Annotated in this window: 24 protein-coding genes and 1 pseudogene; 16 read left to right on the forward strand and 9 right to left on the reverse strand. The window is 39.5% G+C overall.

The window, feature by feature from the left end:
* Position 1 precedes the first annotated feature (1 nt).
* From ACMX2I_RS00995 to fdhA, 4 genes are all read left to right on the forward strand, one after another.
* On the forward strand, positions 2–1,165 hold the full coding sequence (locus ACMX2I_RS00995; protein WP_414955888.1) for a hypothetical protein: 1,164 nt from the start codon (positions 2–4) through the stop codon (positions 1,163–1,165).
* A gap of 18 nt (positions 1,166–1,183) precedes the next feature.
* Positions 1,184–1,420: a DUF2651 family protein gene (locus ACMX2I_RS01000; protein ID WP_414955889.1), complete on the forward strand. Its 237-nt coding sequence runs from the start codon at positions 1,184–1,186 to the stop codon at positions 1,418–1,420.
* Positions 1,421–1,534: 114 nt separating this feature from the next.
* Complete coding sequence (locus ACMX2I_RS01005) at positions 1,535–1,705, forward strand: hypothetical protein (protein ID WP_414955890.1); 171 nt, start codon at positions 1,535–1,537, stop codon at positions 1,703–1,705.
* A gap of 62 nt (positions 1,706–1,767) precedes the next feature.
* Positions 1,768–2,994, forward strand: coding sequence for a formaldehyde dehydrogenase, glutathione-independent (gene fdhA / locus ACMX2I_RS01010; protein ID WP_414955891.1), 1,227 nt, complete (start codon positions 1,768–1,770; stop codon positions 2,992–2,994).
* Between the two features lie 35 nt (positions 2,995–3,029).
* Here fdhA and ACMX2I_RS01015 read toward each other — a convergent pair whose 3' ends face one another.
* Positions 3,030–3,443: a hypothetical protein gene (locus ACMX2I_RS01015; RefSeq protein WP_414955892.1), complete on the reverse strand. Its 414-nt coding sequence runs from the start codon at positions 3,441–3,443 to the stop codon at positions 3,030–3,032.
* Between the two features lie 184 nt (positions 3,444–3,627).
* Here ACMX2I_RS01015 and ACMX2I_RS01020 point away from each other — a divergent pair, with 184 nt between their 5' ends.
* The 4 genes from ACMX2I_RS01020 (at position 3,628) to ACMX2I_RS01035 (ending at position 7,827) form a co-directional block, all read left to right on the forward strand.
* Positions 3,628–3,798, forward strand: a complete 171-nt coding sequence (locus tag ACMX2I_RS01020; protein WP_333513661.1) for a CxxH/CxxC protein — start codon at positions 3,628–3,630, stop codon at positions 3,796–3,798.
* Between the two features lie 80 nt (positions 3,799–3,878).
* Positions 3,879–4,358, forward strand: a complete 480-nt coding sequence (gene rlmH / locus ACMX2I_RS01025; protein WP_289348893.1) for a 23S rRNA (pseudouridine(1915)-N(3))-methyltransferase RlmH — start codon at positions 3,879–3,881, stop codon at positions 4,356–4,358.
* A 174-nt stretch (positions 4,359–4,532) separates the two neighbouring features.
* Positions 4,533–6,293 (forward strand): ATP-dependent nuclease, encoded by a 1,761-nt coding sequence (locus tag ACMX2I_RS01030; protein WP_414955893.1) that lies wholly within the window; start codon positions 4,533–4,535, stop codon positions 6,291–6,293.
* Positions 6,280–7,827 carry a UvrD-helicase domain-containing protein gene (locus ACMX2I_RS01035; RefSeq protein WP_414955894.1) on the forward strand — a complete coding sequence of 516 codons (1,548 nt, stop codon included), beginning with the start codon at positions 6,280–6,282 and terminating at the stop codon, positions 7,825–7,827. The genes ACMX2I_RS01030 and ACMX2I_RS01035 overlap by 14 nt, the downstream gene beginning before the upstream one ends.
* A 901-nt stretch (positions 7,828–8,728) precedes the next feature.
* Here the strand turns inward: ACMX2I_RS01035 and fbp are convergent.
* Positions 8,729–10,654 (reverse strand): fructose-1,6-bisphosphatase, encoded by a 1,926-nt coding sequence (fbp, locus tag ACMX2I_RS01040; RefSeq protein WP_414955895.1) that lies wholly within the window; start codon positions 10,652–10,654, stop codon positions 8,729–8,731.
* Between the two features lie 424 nt (positions 10,655–11,078).
* Here fbp and ACMX2I_RS01045 point away from each other — a divergent pair, with 424 nt between their 5' ends.
* Together ACMX2I_RS01045 and ACMX2I_RS01050 are read left to right on the forward strand one after the other, a co-directional pair.
* A complete protein-coding gene (locus tag ACMX2I_RS01045) occupies positions 11,079–11,708 on the forward strand; it encodes an ATP-binding cassette domain-containing protein (protein ID WP_414955896.1) in 630 nt (209 codons plus the stop codon).
* Positions 11,709–11,728: 20 nt separating this feature from the next.
* Positions 11,729–12,451: a peptide ABC transporter permease gene (locus ACMX2I_RS01050; protein ID WP_253268726.1), complete on the forward strand. Its 723-nt coding sequence runs from the start codon at positions 11,729–11,731 to the stop codon at positions 12,449–12,451.
* Positions 12,452–12,582: 131 nt separating this feature from the next.
* On the opposite strand, the gene ACMX2I_RS01055 is transcribed toward ACMX2I_RS01050, so the two are convergent.
* Both ACMX2I_RS01055 and ACMX2I_RS01060 read right to left on the reverse strand, forming a co-directional pair.
* The gene (locus tag ACMX2I_RS01055; RefSeq protein WP_414955897.1) at positions 12,583–12,741 is read right to left on the reverse strand and encodes a hypothetical protein; all 159 of its coding nucleotides are present in this window, start codon (positions 12,739–12,741) and stop codon (positions 12,583–12,585) included.
* A 28-nt stretch (positions 12,742–12,769) separates the two neighbouring features.
* Positions 12,770–13,480, reverse strand: coding sequence for a GntR family transcriptional regulator (locus ACMX2I_RS01060; protein WP_414955898.1), 711 nt, complete (start codon positions 13,478–13,480; stop codon positions 12,770–12,772).
* A gap of 157 nt (positions 13,481–13,637) precedes the next feature.
* Here ACMX2I_RS01060 and ACMX2I_RS01065 point away from each other — a divergent pair, with 157 nt between their 5' ends.
* The 3 genes from ACMX2I_RS01065 (at position 13,638) to ACMX2I_RS01075 (ending at position 18,599) form a co-directional block, all read left to right on the forward strand.
* Positions 13,638–15,506: a beta-glucoside-specific PTS transporter subunit IIABC gene (locus ACMX2I_RS01065; RefSeq protein WP_414955899.1), complete on the forward strand. Its 1,869-nt coding sequence runs from the start codon at positions 13,638–13,640 to the stop codon at positions 15,504–15,506.
* 13 nt (positions 15,507–15,519) lie between these two features.
* A complete protein-coding gene (gene bglA / locus ACMX2I_RS01070) occupies positions 15,520–16,959 on the forward strand; it encodes a 6-phospho-beta-glucosidase BglA (RefSeq protein WP_414955900.1) in 1,440 nt (479 codons plus the stop codon).
* Between the two features lie 287 nt (positions 16,960–17,246).
* Complete coding sequence (locus ACMX2I_RS01075) at positions 17,247–18,599, forward strand: polysaccharide pyruvyl transferase family protein (protein WP_414955901.1); 1,353 nt, start codon at positions 17,247–17,249, stop codon at positions 18,597–18,599.
* Between the two features lie 110 nt (positions 18,600–18,709).
* Here the strand turns inward: ACMX2I_RS01075 and ACMX2I_RS01080 are convergent.
* The 3 genes and pseudogenes from ACMX2I_RS01080 to ACMX2I_RS01090 form a co-directional block, all read right to left on the reverse strand.
* Positions 18,710–18,781: pseudogene (locus ACMX2I_RS01080) on the reverse strand (hypothetical protein); the annotation flags it as partial.
* A gap of 137 nt (positions 18,782–18,918) precedes the next feature.
* Positions 18,919–19,116 (reverse strand): helix-turn-helix transcriptional regulator, encoded by a 198-nt coding sequence (locus tag ACMX2I_RS01085; protein ID WP_061187042.1) that lies wholly within the window; start codon positions 19,114–19,116, stop codon positions 18,919–18,921.
* Between the two features lie 49 nt (positions 19,117–19,165).
* Positions 19,166–20,908 carry an ABC transporter ATP-binding protein gene (locus ACMX2I_RS01090; protein ID WP_414955902.1) on the reverse strand — a complete coding sequence of 581 codons (1,743 nt, stop codon included), beginning with the start codon at positions 20,906–20,908 and terminating at the stop codon, positions 19,166–19,168.
* A 405-nt stretch (positions 20,909–21,313) separates the two neighbouring features.
* Here ACMX2I_RS01090 and ACMX2I_RS01095 point away from each other — a divergent pair, with 405 nt between their 5' ends.
* The 3 genes from ACMX2I_RS01095 to ACMX2I_RS01105 are packed head-to-tail and all read left to right on the forward strand — an operon-like array spanning position 21,314 to position 21,658.
* Positions 21,314–21,409: a GatA family leaderless bacteriocin gene (locus ACMX2I_RS01095; protein WP_414955903.1), complete on the forward strand. Its 96-nt coding sequence runs from the start codon at positions 21,314–21,316 to the stop codon at positions 21,407–21,409.
* Between the two features lie 31 nt (positions 21,410–21,440).
* A complete protein-coding gene (locus ACMX2I_RS01100) occupies positions 21,441–21,533 on the forward strand; it encodes a GatB family leaderless bacteriocin (protein ID WP_414958277.1) in 93 nt (30 codons plus the stop codon).
* A gap of 32 nt (positions 21,534–21,565) precedes the next feature.
* Entirely contained in the window at positions 21,566–21,658 is a 93-nt protein-coding gene (locus tag ACMX2I_RS01105) for a GatB family leaderless bacteriocin (protein ID WP_414955904.1), read from the forward strand.
* Positions 21,659–21,873: 215 nt separating this feature from the next.
* Here ACMX2I_RS01105 and ahpF read toward each other — a convergent pair whose 3' ends face one another.
* Both ahpF and ahpC read right to left on the reverse strand, forming a co-directional pair.
* Positions 21,874–23,403: an alkyl hydroperoxide reductase subunit F gene (gene ahpF / locus ACMX2I_RS01110; protein WP_414955905.1), complete on the reverse strand. Its 1,530-nt coding sequence runs from the start codon at positions 23,401–23,403 to the stop codon at positions 21,874–21,876.
* Between the two features lie 13 nt (positions 23,404–23,416).
* Positions 23,417–23,980, reverse strand: coding sequence for an alkyl hydroperoxide reductase subunit C (gene ahpC / locus ACMX2I_RS01115; RefSeq protein ID WP_024123485.1), 564 nt, complete (start codon positions 23,978–23,980; stop codon positions 23,417–23,419).
* Between the last annotated feature and the right edge of the window lie 697 nt (positions 23,981–24,677).

A 24,677-nucleotide genomic window follows, 5' to 3' on the forward strand; every position in this document is an offset into this window, starting at 1 on the left:
TATGAAGAAGTGGATGATTACCATCGCCATGCTGATTCTCGCAGGGATCGCACTATTTGTCTTCGCTTCTCCTCTCACAAGCCATAAAGCCGTGAGTCAGCAGGATCTCAGCGACACCGATTTTCTGGACGACAAAGACATCCTGCTGTATCTCTCAACCTCTGCGGATCAAGATGCATTCGGCGGCGGGAAAAGCTACGCCCTGTTCATCAGCCAAGACGGATCGCTGTCTTCTTTTAAGATGAAGGGTCTTGAGCTGGGCTCAGCCAAGGTTCACGGCGACAGTGTGATGCTGGAGGACAAAAACACGATTTTCACAATCAAAAACGGCCTGCGCTCCCATAAAAGAGCCTATCAGCACACCGGTGACAGCGCGGGCTTTTTACAACAGACGGACGGTTTTTACACCCTCTACAACTCCGGCTACGATAAAAAGGGAGACGGGTACCGCTCAGAGCTGTACCGCCAGATGGACGGAGAGTGGAAAAAAGACGTCATCCCCTACTACATCCGAGCCTCCGGTTTTCATGACGGCGCCATTTACGCACTTGTCCCGACAGCTGACGAAAAAGGCTATCAGCTCCTCCAAATTCATGCAGATCAGAAGAAGCTCACCTATTACACGATAACGAAATGGCAATACCGGGAAGGAGCCTCAATCGAATCCCAGCTTGCTGTGGACGATCAAGCTGTTTATGTCATGATCCGCGGCCAAAAGGCGAGCAATCTATATCAAATGGTCAAAATCAACAAGAAAAGCGGCAAAGTGGAACTGCACGACATCGCCAAATACAAAAACGACGAACAAACGATATACAGCTCCATGCCCTTCAGCTTTAAAAACAGCTTTTTCTCTTATGAGGGGTACCTGTACTTCATTGACGGCTTCGGAAAGGTGTACAAAATCGATGCAAAGACAGGAAAATCAAGCATTGCCTTCACCCTTTCACCAGAAAAAATGAAAGCCGATTTCAAAGAAATCACCCGAAAAGGCAGCAGTCTTTATTTCTTCACATACACCTACAATCAGCCTGCATACATTGAACAGTACAGCTTGAAAACCAGAAAGAAAGTGAAGGAAAAAGAGATCGGGAAGGTAAAGGATGTCGTGACGCCGAAGAGTCATTTGAAGCTGTATGATGTTGAGGTGATGAAGGAGTTTTAAGGTGAAGGGGGTTCCGGTTTGGGAGCCGTTATACTGCTCGTCGTTTTTGTTTTTCCGATGATGTCAGGCGTAATCGGTGCAGTGGGTTATCTCCTATGGAAGAAAGTTTGGATTGGTCCGCTCATCGTCTTTATCGGGAGTTTGATATTGTTGTTTACGTTAGCCTCTGGTAACAGTTCTTTCATGTTTTGGGTTGTACTCTATACTGCAATTGCGTTAGCAACCAGCGTTGTCACATTATTTCTCAGGAAATGATTCTTCAACTGATCACTGTTTATGAAGAGACTGGGTGAAGTCTCTTTTTTTGTTGAATCCAATATTGCAGTGATTTTAGGTATGGTATAGAAAAGAATGTAAAGGAGGGATCAAATGGGCACCAAACGTGTCATGCTGCAAGCAGCGATTATTGGTCTGACTTCGGCGGTTACTGTGTTCCTGCTGAATGGGGGAAAAGCGGGCTGGTTGGACATCGTCGGAACCATTGTCGGGTGCTGGCTTGGCATTTTTATTGTCGTTAAGATGCAGAAAAAACAGGCGTGAAAAAGGGAAAGGGTCATGCCGAACCGAAGTCATGTTCAAGGACGAAAAGTCCAAAAACATGAATGGGAGGAATGGCGTTGACAGGAAACAAAGCGGTTGTGTACAAAGGCGAAGGAACTGTAGCGGTGGAGGATATCGGGTATCCGGAGTTAATCTTGAAGGACGGGCCCGGCGTTCCGAAGGCGAATGTGAATCGTAAATGTGAGCACGGGGTGATTTTGAAGGTGCTTACCACAAACATCTGCGGAAGCGATCAGCACATGGTGCGAGGCCGCACGACGGCGCCGGAAGGCTTGGTGCTCGGGCATGAAATCACCGGAGAAGTCATTGAAACGGGGCGGGATGTTGAATTTATCAAAAAAGGTGACATCGTATCCGTTCCTTTCAATATTGCCTGCGGGCGCTGTGTGATGTGCAGAACGCAGAAAACGCACGTGTGCTTGAATGTCAACCCGGAACGGCCGGGATCGGCTTACGGCTACGTCGATATGGGCGGCTGGGTCGGCGGCCAGTCGGAATACGTCATGGTGCCGTACGCCGATTTTCAGCTATTGGTGTTCCCGGATAAAGAACAGGCGTTAGAAAAGATTCTCGATTTGACGATGCTATCCGACATTTTTCCGACCGGCTTCCACGGGGCGTACACAGCGGGCGTGCAAACAGGTTCAACCGTTTATATCGCTGGAGCGGGACCTGTCGGATTAGCCGCCGCACACTCCGCCCAGCTCCTTGGCGCCTCGACGGTGATTGTCGGCGATCTGAACGAAGACAGACTGGCACAGGCGAAAAGCTTCGGCTGCGAAACGGTCAACGTGCAAAAACACGATCGCCTCGGCGAGCAAATTGAACAAATACTAGGTGAACCGACCGTTGATGCCGCCGTGGACTGTGTCGGATTTGAAGCATCCGGACACGGCAATCAAGGGGAAGCGCCTGCCGCCGTGCTGAACTCGATCATGGACGTCACCCAGGTCGGCGGAAGCCTTGGCATTCCGGGCTTATATGTGACCGAAGATCCCGGTGCAAAGGATGCGGACGCCAAAACAGGCTCACTAAAAATCCGCTTCGGACTCGGCTGGGCCAAAGCCCACACCTTTGTCACCGGACAAACGCCGGCCATGACATACAACCGCAATTTGATGAAAGCGATCCTGAGCGGCAGAGCGCAAATCGCAAAAGCCGTCAACGCCACCGTCATTTCTCTGGACGACGCGCCAAAAGGCTACAGCGACTTCGACAAAGGCGCAGCCAAAAAATTCGTCATCGACCCGCATGGGACATTGAAGTAAAAAGAAAAAGCCGGTTGTTCAACTGAACGCCGGCTTTATTGCTGGTCATCTGTTTCTTCAAAGCGATCTCCTGATTCGTCTTGGACGATTAAATCCCCTTCGATTTTGTCCAGTCCAATCAGAATATAAGGGTTTTTCTCATTCGCATTGGGCGCAGGTTTTCGCTTCACAGTTACAATCGTTTCTTTAGGCGAGAATTTGACGCCTGACACCTCAAGCTTCTTATCCTTCTCTCTGCTTCCAAGAGACACAACAACCATTTTTTTGCCTTCTGAAATGGTGAAGATTTGATATCCTTTTACGTCCTCATGCATTTGAAGGTAATTAGCGTATATTTCTAAGTCTGGACTCCCTTCACCGATTCGATCCTTCTCTAACACCCAATAAGACGGCTGACACCCAGCAAGCAGCAACATGATCACAAAAAGCCAAACCCATCTAAAGCGCAAATGCAAACCTCCCCACACATCGGTTACATCCAACCTAACATACGAGCGAAATAGAGTCATCAACAGCTTGTTTGTCGAATTGTGGATAAAACTCAGCCCGAAGCACTACTAACATGTGAATAAATAGGTTATATTGGGAAGAGAATATTTGCAAAAATGCAAGAAACCATCGGAGGATTTGAACATGAAACAAACGTATTATTCCTGTGAAGAACACATCGAAACGGTGCTGGATATGTACATAGACGACCACGAGCTGCCGCCCGAAATCAGAAAAATCGAACATACTAACAGTTTATCCACAGCCTGTGAATTATGTGGAGACCCCGCAATATATATAGTGGGGAACGAATGATCTTACACAAAATACAGAAAAGATATCCACAATTGTGGGCAATATATATGAATAACTTGTTCTTAAAGTGGGGATGACCTGTGAATATTAATATTGTGACCATCGGAAAACTAAAAGAAAAATACCTCAAGCAAGGCATTGAAGAATACACAAAACGACTTTCGGCCTACGCAAAAATCGACATTATCGAACTCCCGGACGAAAAAGCGCCGGAAAACCTAAGTGACCAGGACATGAAAATCATAAAAGACAAAGAAGGCGACCGCATCCTATCCAAAATCAGCCCCGACTCCCACGTCATCGCCCTCGCCATCGAAGGAAAAATGAAAACATCCGAAGAACTAGCCGATACAATAGATAAGCTGGCTACTTATGGAAAAAGCAAAGTCACCTTCGTCATCGGCGGATCACTCGGATTGAGTGACGCAGTGATGAAGCGAGCGGATGAGAAGCTGTCGTTTTCGAAGATGACGTTTCCTCATCAGTTGATGCGTCTCATACTAGTTGAGCAGATTTATCGGGCTTTTCGGATTAATCGTGGGGAGCCTTATCATAAGTAATCGCAAACTTTATGGTACGGGATTCGGACAAAAATAGAATAACGATTAAATGATAGAAGTAATAACTCTAATAATCATCAAAGAGTTATTACCTCTGTTAATTTTTTAATGTTATAATAACGGTGGTAACTTTTTCAAAAAATACAAAAAAAACACTATTAAGAGGGGATACTAATGCAGCTTAAAAGCCTAACTATAGAGAATTTTCGAAACTTTGAAAAAGTAAATATAGATTTAACAAATCAAAATGTTTGTTTTGGAATGAATGATGTGGGTAAAACAAATTTGCTTTATGCTATCAGATTCTTATTAGATAGAGATATTCGTAAAAATGGCTTTAAAGAATCAGATTATTTTAGAAATGAAAGAGACAGAGTAATAAGAATAACATTAGGTGTTGATTTATCTGATCGTCTAAAAGATGAAGATTCCCAGCATATAATAGCCAAAGTGGGAGGGGCAAGGTCAAGTAATGAATTAGATAACTTTTTTTTTCAGGTAGAAGGTACTTATGATATTAGTGAAGAAGTTGGAATACCTAAAATTTATTGGGGAAGTAATTTAAAGGATTTGGACGAAATAACCCAAAATGGAATATATAGCAATTTGGATAATTTATTTAAGATCGTATACGTAGATCCAACAATAGATTTAGAAAAAACTTTCTCAAAAAATAGAAGACAGCTATTTGATCAAAACAAATTGGATGAGAATGATATTACAATTTCCAATGAGATTAAGACTTTAGGAATAGAAATGAACAAAAAAATTAGTAGTATGGGGGTTATTCAGTCTTTTCAAGATACTATAACAGAAGAGTATAGAAAATTGAAAAAGGAAAAAATAAATATTGAAATGAAATCAGAAATAACCATTAATGGATATTTCAGCAACCTTATTCCATATATAAAAAAAGAAAATGATGATAATATTTATCCAACTTCAGGAGACGGAAGAAAGAAGATTTTAGCTTACTCCTTGATAAACCATCTTATTCAAGCACAAGAAGGAAATAAAATTATTATTCATTTAGTTGAGGAACCAGAAAATAGTTTACATAGATCTATGCAAATTGCTTTATCCAAACAATTATTTAACTCTAAAGTATATAAATACTTCTTTCTATCAACACATTCTTCTGAACTATTGTACGAGATGGACAACACATCGTTAATAAGGATTTATTCAGAAGATCGGATAAACTGTGATTCATATATTTATAATGTTAGTGAAGAATATAAAAATGTAAAAAAAGAACTTAATAGAGCATTGTCAACAGCTCTTTTTGCTGAAAAAGTACTTTTAGTAGAAGGTCCTTCAGAAAAAGTATTATTTGAAAAAATTTTAGAAAATGTATATCCCACATATGAGTTAGATGGCGGTTACATATTAGATGTAGGCGGGATAAAATTTAAACCATATGTAGATGTATTGAAAGGTTTAAATATTACTCCTATAGTAAAAACCGATAATGACTTGAAATCCAAAAGGGATAATAAAACACTTTTGGATTTAATAGGAATTAAAAGATGCTTAAACCTTATTAATGATGAAGAGAAATCTATTGAGCCAGTTGAGATTGAATATTTTGAAAATGATGCGCAAGGAAAAAGGGTTCCGAATAATAAAGTGAAAAAACAAAAGATAAAAGATAAAAAGTTAGAATTATATGTGTTATTTCAAGACACTATAGAGCATTTTAAAGAAAATAATATATATTTGTCAAAAATAGATTTAGAACACGACCTCTATGAAGTTATTAGAGACAGAATGGAAGAGATTTTAGGTTCAAACCCAATAAACTACCTTCAAGATCATAAGCTACTTAATATGATTGAATTAACTAATGAATTAACGAGAACAGATTGTAACAACATAATTAATCATCCTTTATTTGAATCTTTAAGAAAGTTGGTGCCAAATGAAGTTGATTGATCAGGAAGATAGAACTGCAATTTTAGAAAATAACGATGATATAGTTGTTTCAGCTAGTGCAGGCTCTGGAAAAACTACAATTATGATAAAGAAAATGGGAATAGAGCTTGAAAAAATAACAGATCACCGAACGATAGCAGCTATTACATTTACTGTGAAAGCAACTGATGAAATTAAAAAAAAAGCAGTAAAAAATATTAAGAAACCCTTTGTTGTTATGACAAATGATTCTTTTATTGAGAATGAGATAATTAGACCTTTTATTAAAGATGCATTTGGTAAAGATTATGGAAATGATTATTCTGTTGAATATGGAAATGAATTTAAATTTGACAATTATTCATCTGGACTAAACCAGTTGAGAAATAATAATATTTTAGGTAGTTTTGAAGATAATAAACGCAATTTCAATTTTAAAGTTGCTATAGATATTTTAGAAAAATCATTAGCTGCACAAGAATATATTAAAGCAAAGTATTCATGGATCTTTATAGATGAATACCAAGATTCTGATAGAGACATGCACCGTTTTTTTATGAAGTTAAAAAATAAGCTAAATATAAAGTTATTTATTGTTGGCGATTCAAAACAGGCAATTTATTTATGGCGTGGGGCAATGAGTAACATATTTAAATTATTAGAGAAAGAAAGTTTTAGCTCTTATGAACTCGTAACCAATTTTCGTTGTGATAAAGAAATTGAAAACTATGCAAACCTATTTCATAATTCGCAGTATTATGTACACCTATCTGAGAGCGTAGAGAATGTAGTTTTTAAGGAATACAACAATTTTAATAATTATTATGAGCGAAAGGATTTTGTTGGTTTTATAGATGAATTCAAAGGACTTATTTTAGAAAAAACTCTTGAGCTAGATAAAGAAGTAACAATAATCGCCAATTATAATGATGATGCTAAGAAGATAACGGAGCTATTAAATCTAGAAGGGTTTGATTTTGTTTTTATTCCTAAGACCCCAATTGATGAAGGCATTCCTAATGGATACTTATTAAAAGAACTTGCATTATTTTCAAAGAATTCAACATACACAATCTATGATTTTTTAGAAAAAACCCATATTGATGAAAGAGTTCGCACGAGATATGAAGTTAATAATATTATTGGGAAACTAAAGAAGAATACAAATCCAGACATAGTTGAAGAAGTAGTTTCTGGCTTAGCCAATTATTTGGAAATATCAATAGAGGAAGATGAAATCGAAAAGTTCTGTGAAAGTATTTGTGATAGTAAATATGATATGGCTTTCAGATTAATAGAGTCAAAACATAAAGTAATGACGGTTTTTGCTTCAAAGGGATTAGAATTTGAGCAAGTAATAAGCTTTTCACGCTATTATAAAATTTATAAAGATGAAAATTTGCAAAATCACTATGTATGTATTACACGGGCAAAAGAAAAGTTTATTATGTTCATTGATGATAAAGGATACTACGATTTTGTTTTAGAAGTAGCAGACAGCAATGGTATTAAAAATATAGAAAAACTAATTAGATATAAGGAAAGTTGTAATTAGGATTATTAAAAAAATTAAGGGTGACAAAATAATAAAGATTCTCTGTATAAAAATTATTATTTCATATAAGTACAGAAATATTTTAAATTCAGTAATCAGCACATAGATAAGAACCTTCCGTTTTTGAATTTTCTCTGTTATATTTTATATGATATTTTACCCGATTCTTACTTTGGTATTTAATGATATTTAAAATCCAGATATAGAACCGGATTAACTACTTTCTAATTATTGGAACTAGAAAACAAGAGATATCGAATTTACTATATCATTTGAAATATTCGGAATAGATAATGGTTACGGATAATGCCTGATTGGCATCTGAAGAGCAGTTGCTGACATTACGTTGTACCTATTATAAACAAAGAAAAAATATCTGATTGTAATATATTTTATTATTCGGAGCGGGTGATGGCTGTTAAAAATTGTTGTCATCCGTTTCCGATATAGCTTGAGGTTTGGATATATTCACTTTTGTAACTAAATTAAATTTTCACTCCAGGAACACTATAGTTTGCTGAGATTATAATAACGAAGAGATGAAACATTTATTATCATTTCTTGAAGAAACCTTAAATATTTATGACTTAATTAATTAAGATTTTCTACTTAATGATATTGTTTTTATCTATCGAAGGTCTAAAACTAGAAGAAAAAGGTAGATGTTGGCTCGAATATGCACCAAGCGAATGGATAAATATGCTCTGCCCTTCAAATATAGCGTCTGTACTGGGTTTCATACTTTGATTTTCGTGCAACACAACCTATATTTTTGTATTGGTATTTACGTATTTGAAAATACAGATAACCAGACTTGTTAGCAATTTGCAGTGTGAAAATAGATCGTGAATAACCATAAAAAAGAGCCCAGAGAATGCCATCTCTGAACCCTAAACATCCCTCACTTCATATACCGATACTCCCGCAAACTCTCCAATATCGCAACTTCCTGTAGCAATTCCTCACCCACATTCGTTTCCTTTACTTTCTTCCGCTCGAGCTCTTTGTCCACTAATCGTTTCACCGTTAAGACGTCGGTTCCGGTGCTTAGGACTTCTGCCTTGGAGTTGAAGTGTTTATGGGCGACGAGTTGCATGCCGTAGGAGTTGTATAGCAGCGTGTAGCCGGCGATGCCTGTTGTGGATTGGTAGGCTTTGGAGAAGCCGCCGTCGATGACGATCATTTTTCCGTTTGCTTTGATTGGGTCTTCTCCTTCGATTTCTTTTACGGGTGTATGGCCGTTGATGATATGGCCATGATCTGGATTGAGGCCGAATTCTGCCAGGATGTTTCGGCAGGTTGCCTCGTCTTCACGTAAATAGTAATACGGGTTTTTCTTCTCTTTATGCGTTTCCTTCTCTTTAATGAAATAGCGCTCAAATGTCGTCATGGCGCGTTTTCCGAAGAGAGAGGAGGATTCGCCTGTCCATAAATACCAGACCATATCTGTGGCTAGGTCATCGGTTTTGTCCGGATGGGCAAACGCTTCCCGTAAGAATCGTTCAAATACATCGAGCAGCTCGCGGCCTGCATAGGCTTTGTCCTCAATCATCATTGTTTCCATATTGCCGTTTTCATCGACAGGAATACAGCCGTGAATTAACAGGTTGCCGTTATATTTTAAATAAAGGCTGCCTTTTTTCATCATAAATTTCATATGGCGGCCCAGCTTTTCGGAATGCTGGACAGAGAATAGCAGCTTGTCCAGCACTTCGGCTTCTTCCTCTAATAGCTCATCAGGCTGTTCCGGATTAATCGTCGCAAAGCAGGTGTTTTCCAGTTGATATGTTTTTCCGTTTAGCGTGATTTCGTTTTTGTCATAATCTATTTTCTCTAATAATAGCCGTTCCTCCATATTAAAGTTCGGCCGTCTCTTGATGATCGGGCTCTCAAGCTTGAATTGGATCATCGCAATCGCTTGATGGATTTTTGTAATTTGCTTTATCTCAGCCTCTGGCCTGTTTTCGTCTGCTTTTGGACGGAACGCTGGATTATCGTCATAATATTTTTCCGCCAGATTCAGCAGCGGTCTCAGGTTGATGCCGTACACGTCTTCAATAATATCCAAGTTGTCATAGCGGGCACAGATACGGATAATATTGGCCAGGCATACTTTGGAACCGGCGTAGGCGCCTATCCAAAGCACATCGTGATTTCCCCACTGAATATCGACAGAATGATAGTTGATCAGTTCTTCCATAATCCTGTCCGGCTGCGGTCCGCGGTCGTAAATATCGCCGACAACATGCAGATGGTCGACCACCAATCGCTGAACGCTGTAAGCAAGGCCGGTGATCAGCTTATCAGCCTGGCCAAGTTCAATAATCTGATCTATGATTTCAGAGTAATATCGCTCTTTGTTGGCAGCTTCTTCTGTTTTGTACAGCAGCTCCTCCGTAATATAAGCAAACTGGGCAGGCAGGGCTTTGCGCAGTTTGGAGCGGGTATACTTGGAGGAGCAATAAGAAACGAGCTTAATCATTCGGTTAATCGTTTCTTTATACCACTCGTTTAATGCTTCTTTCGCATCAAAGTCATGTTTGATTAACTTCAGTTTGTCTTCCGGATAATAGACCAATGCCGCTAATTCATCAATTTCTCTATCGTAAATGACACCGCTGATGATGTCGCGTATCTTCTCTTTGACTCGTCCTGAACCATTACGCAGCACGTGCTGGAATGCCTGATATTCCCCGTGCAAATCACTGACAAAATGCTCGGTGCCTTTTGGCAGGTTCAGAATCGCTTTCAAATTAATGATTTCCGTTACCACTTTTTCTTCGCAATCGTATTTTTGCGCGAGTAAATCTAAGTATTTGCTTTCCAAAATCGTCCATCCCCTTTATAGAATAAAGCTATCCCTATTTATAAGCTTTTGCATGATCAGTTGAATTTAAAAGTGTGACATTGTTTTTCATCATTGGACCTTTATATGATAGTACCGCATAACGCCTTTTAGAGACAATGAAAATGAAAGGGAAGAGACACATGAGGTAAGCGTGGATCAAGAAAAGCGAAAAACAGGAGTGAAAGCGTAAGGAAGCTAGAGTTAGAAGGTTTTGCAGATTTGGTTAGTTAATGGGAATAGTCTTTCGTTGAACTTTTAGTACTATATATTGTAAAATGAAGAAAAAGATTCCGAACCGCTCTTTACGCTAGATTTTTATCGCTTATCCAAACATGAATACCGAATTTAAGAGCAGAAAGACCTAATGATGATATCAATATTTTTTAGGGTAGGGAGTATACATATGAACATAGCGAATTATACTTTAAAAGTGAAAGGCAAAACGTTACTTCAGGACACTGACTTACATTTTTCGAGTGGGAAAATCAACCATGTAGTTGGAAAAAATGGGGTAGGCAAATCACAGCTTGCTAAAGACTTTTTGTTGAATAATAGCAAACGAATCGGCAGAGATATTCGTCAAAATGTATCTTTAATATCTAGCTCGTCGAATATACCTCATGATGTTTCTAAGGATTTTTTATTACACTTTTTGAGCGAAAAGTTTGATTCCGAAAAGATAAATAAGATTGCACATTTACTTAATCTTGATAATATCGACGGTAAAGTTCTTATTAAGAATTTGAGTGATGGCCAAAAGCAAAAATTAAAACTGCTTAGCTTCTTACTAGAGGATAAAAATATTATTGTTTTAGACGAAATAACGAATTCATTAGACAAAAAAACGGTTATAGAGATTCATGGCTTCTTAAACAAGTATATTCAGGAGAACCTAGAGAAGATTATCATTAATATTACACATGATTTGTCTGATTTAAAGGCGATAGAAGGGGATTATTACATATTTAATCACCAGGAAATTCAACAATATCATTCAGTGGAACAATTAATTGAAGTGTATATAAATGAGTAATTAAACAGTGGGGGCTTAAGATGAAATTAGAGTTTAAAAAGAGTATTAGCAACAAAGTTTTTATTATTTTAGGATCTATGTTTGTATTTTTATTTTTACTGGGATATTTTTTACTTGTTGGAATCGACAAAGTCAGCCATGTTACACCTGAGATGTTTTTCTTTAGCTCCTATACCGTTGCGACTCAGTTTGGTTTGATGTTATTTTCATTTGTTATAGCTTTTTTTATTAATAGAGAGTATTCAAACAAAAATATTCTCTTTTACAAATTAATAGGGGACAACATCTATACCTTCTTTTATAAAAAGATAGCTGTTTTGTTTTTGGAATGTTTTGCGTTTATCGCGCTAGGCCTGCTCATTATATCGTTGATGTACGGTGATTTTTCGCATTTTACATTATTACTGTTTTTATTTTCCGCAGTTATATTACAGTATATTTTCATCATTGGAACGATAAGCATGCTATGTCCAAATATATTAATTAGCATAGGTGTAAGTATCGTTTATTGGATGACTTCTGTTATTTTAGTAGCTGTAAGCAATAAAGTGTTTGGTTTTATTGCTCCATTTGAGGCAGGTAACACGATGTATCCCCGAATAGAAAGAGTATTACAATCTGATAACATGACACTTGGGAATAATGACATTTTATATATTATTTTATATTTAGTTTCAATCATGATCATCAATGCGATTATACTTCGCTTTTCTAAAACAAGATGGATCAAAATGGGCATATGATAAAGGAAGCTACTTCTCTCAGTGAAGTAGCTTTTTGTGTGCATCTATATTGTCGTTAAACTCTGAGATAAATCCATGTGGCCTGTTGATTTTGTTAAGGAGGGGGGCTCCTGCTTGCATCACCCAATCTATTATTGTTTTTCTTTCATCATCTTCATAAAGAGGAAAAAGATAATGAATACAATAAAGTAATTCATTGGAATCTTAAAGATGCTCATCTCCAGTGAAATCTGTAAGAGTATCCAGAGCACGAAGATGGCTAGTATGGCAGGAATGATGATTTTGTACATGTCGACCACCTTCCATAGCAAAGCAGCCCTACAACAAAAAACTATTCGCCTGCACTACAAACTGCGACTGCTCATAATTATAAGAAATCTTCGAGAAATCAAACGGAACGCCATTCGTCAGGTGAAAAATACTCTCTATATACAGCTTCGGCAGTCCAGCCTTCAACCCTAAATATTCCGCTTCTTCCTCATTAAGCTGTCCCACGTGCAGAAACAAGTCAGAAAAACCAATTTTTAATCCCAGTCCTTCCCGGATGTAATGGAAGATCGAGTGGGAGACAATTTCGTTGTTCAAATATGTGACGATGGATTTGTTGTAATAGGATTCTTCGTAGCACAGGGTTTGGCCGTTGATGTAGCGGACTCTTTTGACAAAGTATACGTCCTCCTCAAGTCCGATGTTGAGGTTGTCCGCCGCTTCTTGTGTCGGCTTTCTCACGTCTAGTTCAATGACTTTTGAGGTGATATTGAAATCCTCAAGGTCTTTTTTAAATCCTTGATTCGACAGGAGGCTGATGTAGCCTTTTCGTTTATGTTTTCTGACGAAGATGCCGCTTCCTCTGAGCTGAAAAATCGCGCCTTTTTGTTCTAATAGATCTAAGGATTTTGTGATTGTGCTTTTGCTGACTTCAAACTTTGCCATGAGGGTTTCTAGCACTGGCAGTTTGTCTCCCTGCTGAAGCTGGTGTTCTTCTATATATCTTTCAATTTCTTCTGCAATTTGCTGGTACTTTAACATACGCATTCCTCATTTTTTCGTTTAGTTTCACTTGTCAAAATTATAGCATAAACCGCTTACAATTATAGTTAATGTATAAATATTTTGTTTGGGTATTGATAAATTATACCGGTACAATTATAATGAAAGCGTAACCAAAACGAAGGGGTGGGTGAAAATGTCGGGGAAAGTGAGAGATTATAGCAGACTAGCAAAAGACATTTTGGAGGCCGTAGGCGGGGAAGAGAATGTCATTGGAGCTTCTCGCTGCGCGACGAGGCTTCGGTTGGTGCTGAAGCGGTCTAACCCTAAAGCGAAGGATATCGTGAAGTCGATGCCCGGTGTCATTACGGTTGTAGAGAACAGCGGCCAATTTCAAGTTGTCATTGGACAGCACGTCGGGGAAGTGTACGAGGAATTTTCAAAACTGGTCAAAATTGATTTGTCTGAGGAACAGAGCGAGAATAAAGGGACGGTTCTGAACCGGATTATTGCGACGATGTCAGCGGTGTTTGCGCCGTTTGTATACATTCTGGCCGCTGCTGGTATTTTGCAAGGGGCATTAATTATCATTAATTTATTGTTTGATGGCTTTGAGAAAACAGGAGCATATCAGGTTTTCAGTTTCATATCTTGGGCGCCGTTTACGTTTTTGCCTATTTTTATCGCGATTACGGCATCAAAGCATTTTAAGGCCAACATGTATATCGCTGTAGCGTGCTGTGCCGCGTTAGTCAGTCCGACATGGGCGGAGATGGCCGTTCAAATCGCAGACGGAAAGAGTATTTCTTTCTTAGGGATTGCTTTATCGGAAACGACATACACATCCTCCGTACTGCCGCCATTATTTTTAGTGTGGATATTGTCTTATCTCGAGCGATTTTTGAATAAGAGAATGAACGAAGTGGTCAGGCCGTTATTTGTTCCGTTTCTGTGCATGGTGGTGATGGTGCCGTTAACGATTGTCCTCATTGGCCCTATGACAACATTAGGCGCAAACGGAATTGCAAACGGTTACAACTTCTTGGCGGAAAGCGTGCCGGCTTTGGCTGGAGCGATCATCGGCGCCTTCTGGCAGGTCATCGTCATCTTTGGGGTACATTGGGGCATCACGCCGATGGTATTGGCGAACTATGATTTATACGGACGGGATTCATTCCAGGCGTATCAAACGATTGCGGTCATTGCGCAGGTTGGGGCGGTGCTTGGGGTCATCCTTAAAGCGAGAAACAAGGAAACGAGAAAAGTCAGCGTTTCAGCTGGGGTCACAGGTCTGTTTGGCATTACAGAGCCGGCGATTTACGGTGTGACCTTGAGATTTAAGAAACCGTTTATTTTTGGCTGTATATCTGGTGCGGTTGGGGCAGTTGTGGCAAGCTTTTTCAATCCGTATTACTTTGCGTATGCGGGGCTTCCGGGACCGCTGACGATTGTGAATGGCATCAATGAACAATTCCCGACGTCCATTTGGGGCATTTTGATCGGAGCGGCGATCGCGATTATTCTCCCTGTTGTGCTGATTCAAATCTTTGGCTATGGTGAAGATACAGCTAAACAGGCGGAAAAGGAAAATGTTCAAACGGCACAGGAAAATGAAGAAACAGTATATGCACCGTTTAGCGGCAAGGTCATCCCGCTTTCTAAGGTGCCTGATGAGGTATTCAGTTCAGGCGCAATGGGACAAGGGTTGGCGATTGAGCCATCCGAAAATAAGCTTTATGCTCCGTTTGACGGCACCGTTGTCATGGTTGCGCCTACAAAGCATGCGATCGGCCTTCGTTCGGCGTCTGGCGTCGAGTTGCTGGTGCATATCGGACTGGATACAGTGACATTAGACGGAACTCCTTTTTCCTTGAAGGTGGGAGAGGGCGATACAGTCAAAAAAGGCGAAGTGCTTGTTGAATTTGATAAAGCTTTCATTGAAGAGAAAGGGTTAACAACGATTACCCCAGTCATCATCACGAATTCACATGCGTATCAGGAAATTCTCATCGAAGATATTGAAGAAAGTACGTTAGACCAAAAATTATTTACAGTCGTAAGCTGAGGAGGAATAAAACATGGGACACATGCCGAAGGATTTTTTATGGGGCGGCGCATTGGCTGCCCACCAATTTGAAGGCGGATGGAATCAAGGCGGTAAAGGGCCGAGTGTCGTTGATGTGATGACTGCGGGTGCGCACGGCGTGCCGAGAAAAATCACGGACACCATTGAAGAGAACGAATTTTATCCGAACCATGAAGCCATTGATTTCTATCACAGATACAAGGAAGATATCGCTTTGTTTGCGGAAATGGGCTTAAAATGCTTGCGGACGTCCATTGGCTGGAGCCGGATTTTCCCGAAAGGTGATGAGGCTGAACCGAACGAAGCGGGCTTGCAGTTCTATGATGATGTGTTTGATGAATTGCTGAAGCATGGGATCGAGCCGGTCATTACCCTGTCCCATTTTGAAATGCCGCTGCATCTGGCAAGAGAATATGGCGGCTTCAGAAATCGGAAAGTCGTGGACTTCTTCGTCAATTTCGCAGAGGCCTGCTTCAGTCGTTACAAAGATAAAGTGAAGTACTGGATGACCTTTAACGAGATCAACAACCAAATGGATGTGAATAACCCGCTGTTCCTATGGACGAATTCAGGTGTTACGGTCGGCGAAAACGAAAATGCCAAGGAAGTCATGTATCAAACGGCGCACCATGAATTAGTGGCGAGCGCATTAGCGGTGGCAAAAGGAAAAGACATCAATCCAGACTTCCAGATTGGTGCCATGGTGTCACACGTGCCGATCTATCCTTTCTCATCCAATCCTGAAGATGTGATGCTGGCTGAGGAAGAAATGAGGCAGCGGTATTTCTTCCCGGATGTGCAGGTTCGCGGGTACTATCCAAGCTACGCGTTAAAGGAATTTGAACGAGAAGGCTATGACATCACTTTCGAAGACGGCGATGATGAGGTTTTACGAAAGGGAACCGTCGATTACTTAGGCTTCAGCTATTACATGTCGACCACTGTGAAAAGCGGTGTGGAAAATGATAATACGGGCGATATCGTCAACGGCGGATTGCCGAATGGTGTCGAAAATCCGTATATCACCTCTAGTGACTGGGGCTGGGCGATTGATCCAACCGGGCTGAGATATACGTTAAACCGATTTTATGACAGGTATCAAATCCCGCTATTCATCGTGGAAAACGGCTTTGGCGCGGTAGATACGGTGGAGGAAGACGGCAAGATTCATGATCCGGAACGAATCCAATATTTGAAATCACATATTGAAGCATTGGAAAAAGCGGTCACTTATGACGGTGTAGATTTGATTGGCTACACGCCGTGGGGCATTATTGATATCGTCTCCTTCACAACAGGCGAAATGAAAAAACGCTATGGCATGATCTATGTTGATCGTGACAATGAAGGAAACGGATCCATGAAACGGTATAAGAAAGATTCGTTTGAGTGGTATAAAAACGTCATTCAAACGAATGGCGAGGATTTATAAGCAGCTGGCCCGAATCGAGCACTTTTACTGAAGTGCCTGGTTCGGTTTTTTTGTGTGATGTGAACGAACATCCAGTGATGGGAATAGATTACCAGCGCTGAACGTTATGTTATGATTTCACCTGTAAGATCCTTTTTTGTATAATTGACTATTAGAACGGAAGAAAGGGAGAGAGTTTGTGAGTAAAAAGGGATGAAAGCGGGTGTCTGGCTTGGTTATAAGAACATGATAGAGTTCCCTTAGCAAATCTCCTAATTAAAATTTGGATAGGAAGGGGCAACATCACATTGAAAAACATTTTAATAAGAGCTGGCATATCACCATTTGATACATTTGATGCAGCTGAAATGATTGTTCGCAACTCCATTGGCGGCAACGTAGGAAACTTAGTATATGCCTACAGTGTGTTTCGTACGCTGATGACAGAAGGAACGACGATCACTCCTGATTATTATCGGATTAATGCGGCGGATGCGGAGCAAATCAATGAAAAATATGATATGTATATTATTCCGCTGGCAGATGCCTTCCGCGAGGATTTTGTACCTTCTTTACGGAAATATACCCAATTAATTAAGAAACTAACCATTCCGGTTGTTGTGATTGGGGTTGGTTTGCGGGCTCCGTTTGAACCAAAGTTAAATGAAGGTTTTCCTTTTGACGAGGATGTAAAGGCGTTTGTGAGTGCCGTGCTGGAGAGATCAAATATGATCGGTGTCCGCGGTGAGATTACAGCGAAATACCTTTCCAGATTAGGATTTCGTGAAGGCATTGACCATACGGTAATTGGCTGTCCTTCTATGTATGCGTTTGGAAGAGAGCTGAAGATTAGAGACACCACTATCACACCTGAATCAATGGTGACGGTTAACTCATCAAGGCTGTCTCCTAAGCATGTGCTGGACTTCATTACGAGAAGCATGAAAGAGTTCCCGAATCATTACTTTATCCCCCAATGGCGAAAAGAGATGATTCTGACGTATGCCGGGGCGCCTGCGATAGCGAAGCCTGCCAATAATTATCCGGTAAGCATGGAAGACCCGGCTTATCAGAATGATAGAGTCCGGTTCTTTTTAAATGTGCCGACTTGGCTGGATTTTCTGATACAAGCTGATTTGAGCTTTGGCGCAAGGCTGCATGGGAATATCGCGGCGACGATTGCTGGAACACCGAGCCTTCTGCTTCCGAAAGACGCCAGAATGCGGGAATTAGCTGAGTACCACCAGTTAACACATATCATGGCAAATGAGATTACGGAGCAAACAAAACTGTCAGAATTAATTGAAACAGTTGATTTTCAACAGCCTGAGAAACAGCAAGCGCAAAACTTTGACCATTTCATCAGTTTTCTGAATCAAAATGAATTGGATCATATTTATAAAGAGAAAGCGATTCCTGATACCGTTCCTTTTGACGAAAAACTATCTAACACGAAGCTTCTTACGCCTGTGACTACAGTTAGCGGCTGCAGCTCCACAGAAACAGCGAAACGCTGGGAAGCGCTTATGGCATTAGAAAATGCCAAAAAGGAAAAAACCATTAAAGACCTAAAGAACAAGGTCAAAAAGTATCAGGGCACTTTAAATAGAAAATCAGTGCGTTTCGCTTTAAAAACAGCAAATATGCTGAGCGGTAAATGATATTTCACTAACATTACAACTATATTACAAACGTATAAAACATGCAATATATTTGGAATAAAAAAGAAGCCGCAATGCTGCCAATCTGGCAATATTGCGGCTTTCTTATATTAATTGCGGATAAGGTAATCAAACGCGCCGAGAGCGGCAGTTGCACCTGATCCCATTGAAATAATAATATGGAATGCTATTGTGTAAGAAATTTTTCCAAGATGAAAATATAGAGGATATTAGATGAATGAGAGTGATCTCCTCTATATTTTGCTAATGGATAAAAGTATTTTAAAAATAACAGTTCATAATAATTTAAACGTTCAATTCATTGAACTTTCCAAAACAAATCATTTAGGGTCTTACCTAGAGCTAAGCAAATATCAGTACAAAGCTTTAACGTAGGGTTATATTTTCCTAACTCTATAAGGCCTATAGTTTGACGAGTGACGTTCACAATTGCCGCTAATTCTTTTTGTGTTAACCCTTGTTCTAATCTTGCCCTTTTGAGGTTAGTGTTACACAACTTGACTTACACCTCTACTTAACAATGTAAATAAAATTTAGAATCTCACTCAACTCATTACCTTTTTAATCTCATTAGACTTAGAATGTCTCACTAAATTTATATATGTTTCATTCTTTTGCATGAGTTCTTTGTGAGTTCCAATTCCGCAAATTTCGCCTTTATTTAGTACTACTATTTGATCTGCATTTTGTATTGTAGAGATCCGATGAGCAATTATAATCGTAGTTCTTCCTGTTAAAAGGGTATTTAATGAATTTCTAATAGCATTTTCCGATTCCGAATCTAAATTTGCTGTTGCTTCATCTAATAACAAGAATGGAGAGTTTCTTAGCAAAGCTCTTGCAATTGTGATTCTTTGTTTTTGTCCTCCAGAAAGGTTAGCGCCTCTTTCACCAACTTGAGTATCATATCCATCTGGAAGCTCCATAATAAAATCATGACAATTAGCTAAAATACAGGCATCTATGATATCCTTCTCGGCTAGAATATTGGAATTCCCATACAAAATATTTTCGCGAATTGTTCCAGAAACTATATCTGAATCTTGAGATACGTAACTAAACAGTCCTCTCCATTGATTCAAATCAATAGCAGTATACGAAACTCCATTCAAAACTATATCACCTTGATCAGGAGCATAAAATCTCTCTAATAGGTAGAATAAGGTGGATTTTCCGACCCCGCTAGCTCCTACAATTGCTGTTGTAGTATTAGGCATTATTTCAATAGATATGTTCTTTAATACCGGCTTTTCATTATATTTAAAGCTAATATTATCAAATTTTAAGATGCCCATTTCCGGTTTTGATTGTATAGGTGTTGCTTTTATTTGTGTGTTCTCTTCCTTTTTTTCTAGAATGTCAAATATTCTTTGAGTAGCTCCAGAAGCTGACTGTACATTTGTAATAAATCGACTAAAGGTTCCTACAGGAGCAACTATTTGAAACAAATAAAGAATAAAGGCCATTAACTCACCAGAAGTTAAATATCCTGAATTAACACGATATGAACCTAATCCAACAACGCCAACTATCATCAGTGTAATAATACTAGTCAACAATGGAATTAGAATTGCTTCGATTTTAGCTCTTTTGAGACCATTCTTGTATAAGGAATCAATATGCTTTTTTCCATAATCAATTTCAATTGTTTCCGCATTATAAGCTTTTACTAGTCGAATATTACTAAGAACATTAGACAAGAAACCTGAAAACTTCGAAGTTTTTTCTTGTTGTTCGTATGAAACTTTATAAATCTTTTTTGCAATAGGTAATACTATAAAAAGTATTAAAGGGATTAGAGAAAGTAAAGCTAAGGTCATAGGAATATCTAATATAAATAGAATAACTAATGATCCGATTATTGATAATATTCCAGAAAATAAATCTGCAATATCTGTTGATAGAAGATTCATTGTTACAGAAGTATCATTAGTTACACGGCTTATTATTTCCCCTGTTTGATTACTATTGTAAAACTCAACATCAAGTCTTAATAATTTACCCCAAATTTTCTCTCTAAGTCTTGCAACAATTTTTTGTCCTACAAAAGCTAAAAGATAAAGGGAAATAGACATTGAAGTTAACTCTAGTAAGAATAAAATGATTATTATGGTCAATAAACTAACAGAAAATCCACTAGTTAACACTTCGATCTGTTCTTTAATTATTAACGGAATAATTAAAGAACAAGCTGTATTAATAAGACTTAAAAATATACCTATAACTAAAGGTGTTTTTGGAGGGGATGTTTTTTTCCAAAGAGTACTTAAACTACTTTTGTTTTCCACGAAATTGACTCCTTTTGGGAATATAATTAATTAATCATGATTAATTATACTTATATTTACCAGTGAGTCAAACCATATATTCTAAGAGAAATAGGTAATTCAGGATTTTAGTGTAAAAAAATCCTCCCCTATACACTTATATGGGGGAGGAAAGATTTAAATAACTACTCATAAATACAATCTCATTTTGTTAGAAGAAAAAGTAAGCCACCTAAAATACAAACGATTATAAAGAAAATAGTTGAATCCATAAAAGATTTTTCCTTTTTCATTTTCAATAACTCCTTTCAAATTTTTAGGACAAAAGTATTGACTATTTCTTGAAATTATATTAATCTCTTCATGCGGATAATATTAACATTGTTTATCCTAATAATTCAAATGATTTAGAAAGAAGGTGAGAAAATGGGTGCTATTGTAAGAGGTGGCTTAAAAATTATTGGTGCAGGAGCTGCTAACTGGCTAGGTTGGGAAGCTGGCAGCAGAATTGTTGGAAAGTAAACTTTATCAATTATGGAAAAGAGGTGGAAATATGGGAGCGGTTGCAAAATTTTTAGGGAAAGCATTTGTTGGTGGAGTATCCGGAGGAGCTACATACGCTGGGCTTAAGAAAATTTTCGGATGATTTATAATCGGATCTAGAAAGAAGGTGAGAAAATGGGTGCTATTGTAAAAGGAGCTTTAAAAGTAATCGGAGGTGGCGCTGCAGCTGGCGGCACAATTTATGGTCTTGAAAAACTATTCAAGTAGTTTTTAGAACAGGATAGATAATGGTTTGTAGAGAGCAAACCATTATCCCTGTTAAAAGTATCTTTTGCCTATTAAAGAAACATATATATTGCTTTAAGAATAACTTAAAGCAATATATATGTAAAGTCTTTTTATTTATGTTTAGCTATTATAAAAAGACTACTAAAAAAGAAGCCGCAATGCTGCCAATCTGGCAATATTGCGGCTTTGTTGTATTAGTTGCGGATAAGGTAATCAAACGCGCCGAGAGCGGCAGTTGCACCTGATCCCATCGAAATAATGATTTGATTAAACGCGCTGTCTGTGCAGTCGCCGGCAGCGAATAAGCCTGGAACGCTTGTCGCGCCGTGCTTGTCGACGATGATTTCGCCGATGCGGTTGCGTTCAACCGTTTCATCTAACCAATCTGTGTTTGGCACGAGACCGATTTGCACGAATACACCTTGGAGTTCAACGTGTTTTTCTTCGCCTGTTTCACGGTCAACGTATGTGATGCCGTTTACGCTTTGATCGCCTGTGATTTCTTTCGTTTGTGCGTTTTTCACGACAGTGACGTTAGGCAGGCTGTAGAGGCGTTTTTGCAGGACTTCGTCTGCTTTCAGTTCTGGCGCGAATTCAAGCACAGTGACGTGCTTGACGATGCCTGCAAGATCGATAGCAGCCTCGATTCCAGAGTTTCCTCCGCCAATGACCGCTATGTCTTTGCCTTCAAACAATGGCCCATCACAGTGCGGGCAGTATGCGACACCTTTGTTTTTGAACTCTTGTTCACCAGGTACGTTGACATTGCGCCAGCGGGCACCTGTTGAGAGGATGACTGTTTTACTTTTCAGGACAGCGCCGTTTTCGAGTTCAAGTTCGAACAGGTCTTTCTTTTCAAGGCGTTTTGCGCGCTGAAGGTTCATGACATCAATATCATATTCCTTCACGTGCTCTTCAAGGCTTGCCGCAAGCTTCGGTCCTTCCGTCGCTTTGACGCTGATGAAGTTTTCGATGCTCATTGTGTCGAGAACCTGTCCGCCGAAGCGCTCAGCCACAACACCAGTGCGGATGCCTTTACGGGCAGTGTAGATTGCTGCACTTGCCCCAGCTGGTCCGCCTCCGACAACAAGAACGTCAAACGGCTCTTTGTCAGCAAACTCGGATGCGTCTGCGCCGCTGCCCATTTTCGCAAGAATCTCTTCAAGCGTCATACGGCCGCTTCCGAAGGATTCGCCATTCAGGTAAACGGTCGGCACTGCCATGATGTTTTTGCTTTCTACTTCTGCTTTGTATGCTGCACCGTCGATCATCGTGTGCGTAATGTTCGGATTGAGCACACTCATCATGTTTAAGGCTTGTACAACGTCAGGACAGTTGTGGCATGTCAGGCTGATATAAGATTCAAAGTGGTATTCACCGCTGATCTTCTTCACCTGATCAATGACTTTTTGGTCTACCTTAGGCGGTCTGCCGCTTACTTGGAGCAGCGCCAAAACCAATGATGTAAATTCGTGGCCCAGAGGGATACCGGCGAATGTAACGCCAGTATCTTCTCCAACACGATTGACACTGAAGCTCGGCGTTCTGTTTAATTCAGCTTTTTCAACTGTGATTTTAGATGACATGGAAGCCAGCTCATCAACGAGAGCCAGCATGTCCTTAGAAATGTCATCTTCACCTGCGCTCACTTTGAGAACAATGTCATTCTCAATAAGCTGCATGTATTGATTTAATTGTGCTTTGATATTTGCATCAAGTACCAATGGAATGCACTCCTTAGATTTTACCTACTAGGTCAAGGCTAGGTGTAAGAGTTTCGCCGCCTTCTTCCCATTTAGCCGGGCAAACTTCACCTGGATTTTGACGAACGTATTGTGCTGCTTTTACTTTGCTGATCAGGTTGCTTGCATCACGGCCGATACCGCCTGCATTGATTTCAACAGTTTGGATAACGCCGTCTGGATCGATGATGAATGTTCCGCGGTCAGCTAGACCAGATTCTTCATCTAATACGTCAAAATTGCGAGAGATCGTTTGAGAAGGATCACCGATCATTGCGTAAGTGATTTTGCCGATTTTTTCAGAGCTGTCATGCCAGCCTTTGTGTACGAAGTGAGTATCTGTAGAGATAGAGTATACTTCAACACCTAATTCTTTAAGTGCAGCGTATTGGTTTTGAAGATCTTCAAGCTCAGTTGGACATACGAAAGAGAAATCTGCTGGGTAGAAGCAGAATACGCTCCATTGGCCTTTCAGAGACTCGTTTGTTACATCGATGAATTCACCGTTTTTGAATGCTTTCGCTTCGAATGGTTGTACTTCTTTTCCAATTAAAGACATAATATCTTCCTCCTAATAGTGATAAATGGACATTATAGATGATGTGAAGCCATGCTCCCGCTATCTATAATAATTATAATTCTGTATAAATTATTATATAATACCTTTTCTCTTGTCAAGTGAAAAGGAGAGATTCGGATAAAAAACATGAAGCTTCTCGGGAGAGGTTTCAACTTTCTATTATATAGTATGGATTCCTACAGCTCAAAATATCACAATTAAAGTCACATACGGGTGTTTTTCTTTTTTGAAGCAGATGCTAAAACTACTTGCCCGATTGCTGACTTGATTCTCATTATCAATGTGAATGCTGCGTTTTCTCAATAAATAGGCCAGTTAAAAGGTTTAGACTAAAAAGATAAGGGGTATGGCGAAAAGAAGAAAATGCCAATTACTGAAATGGATCGTGCGGTGAAACATGGAGGTCGGAAAACCGGACGATATTTCGGCTTGTTGATTATTTCGATAATATAATAATACAGTACTTCTGTAAAAGATGGGTTTTTGCTGATTTTTATCATTTCGTTGGCGCTTTTTAGGAAAATGGCCGGAATAAAAAGCCGATTGCGAACGTACGATCCTGTTTTCTGAACGATTTGGCACGATAACGGAGCATTTTTATAGATATAGCAGGATAATGACTTTCAGACCGGATCAACTGAGATAATGATGAAATATCAGAGGATATACAATTTTA

Source organism: Bacillus sp. SW14 (assembly GCF_047608225.1).
GTDB lineage: Bacteria > Bacillota > Bacilli > Bacillales > Bacillaceae > Bacillus > Bacillus subtilis_G.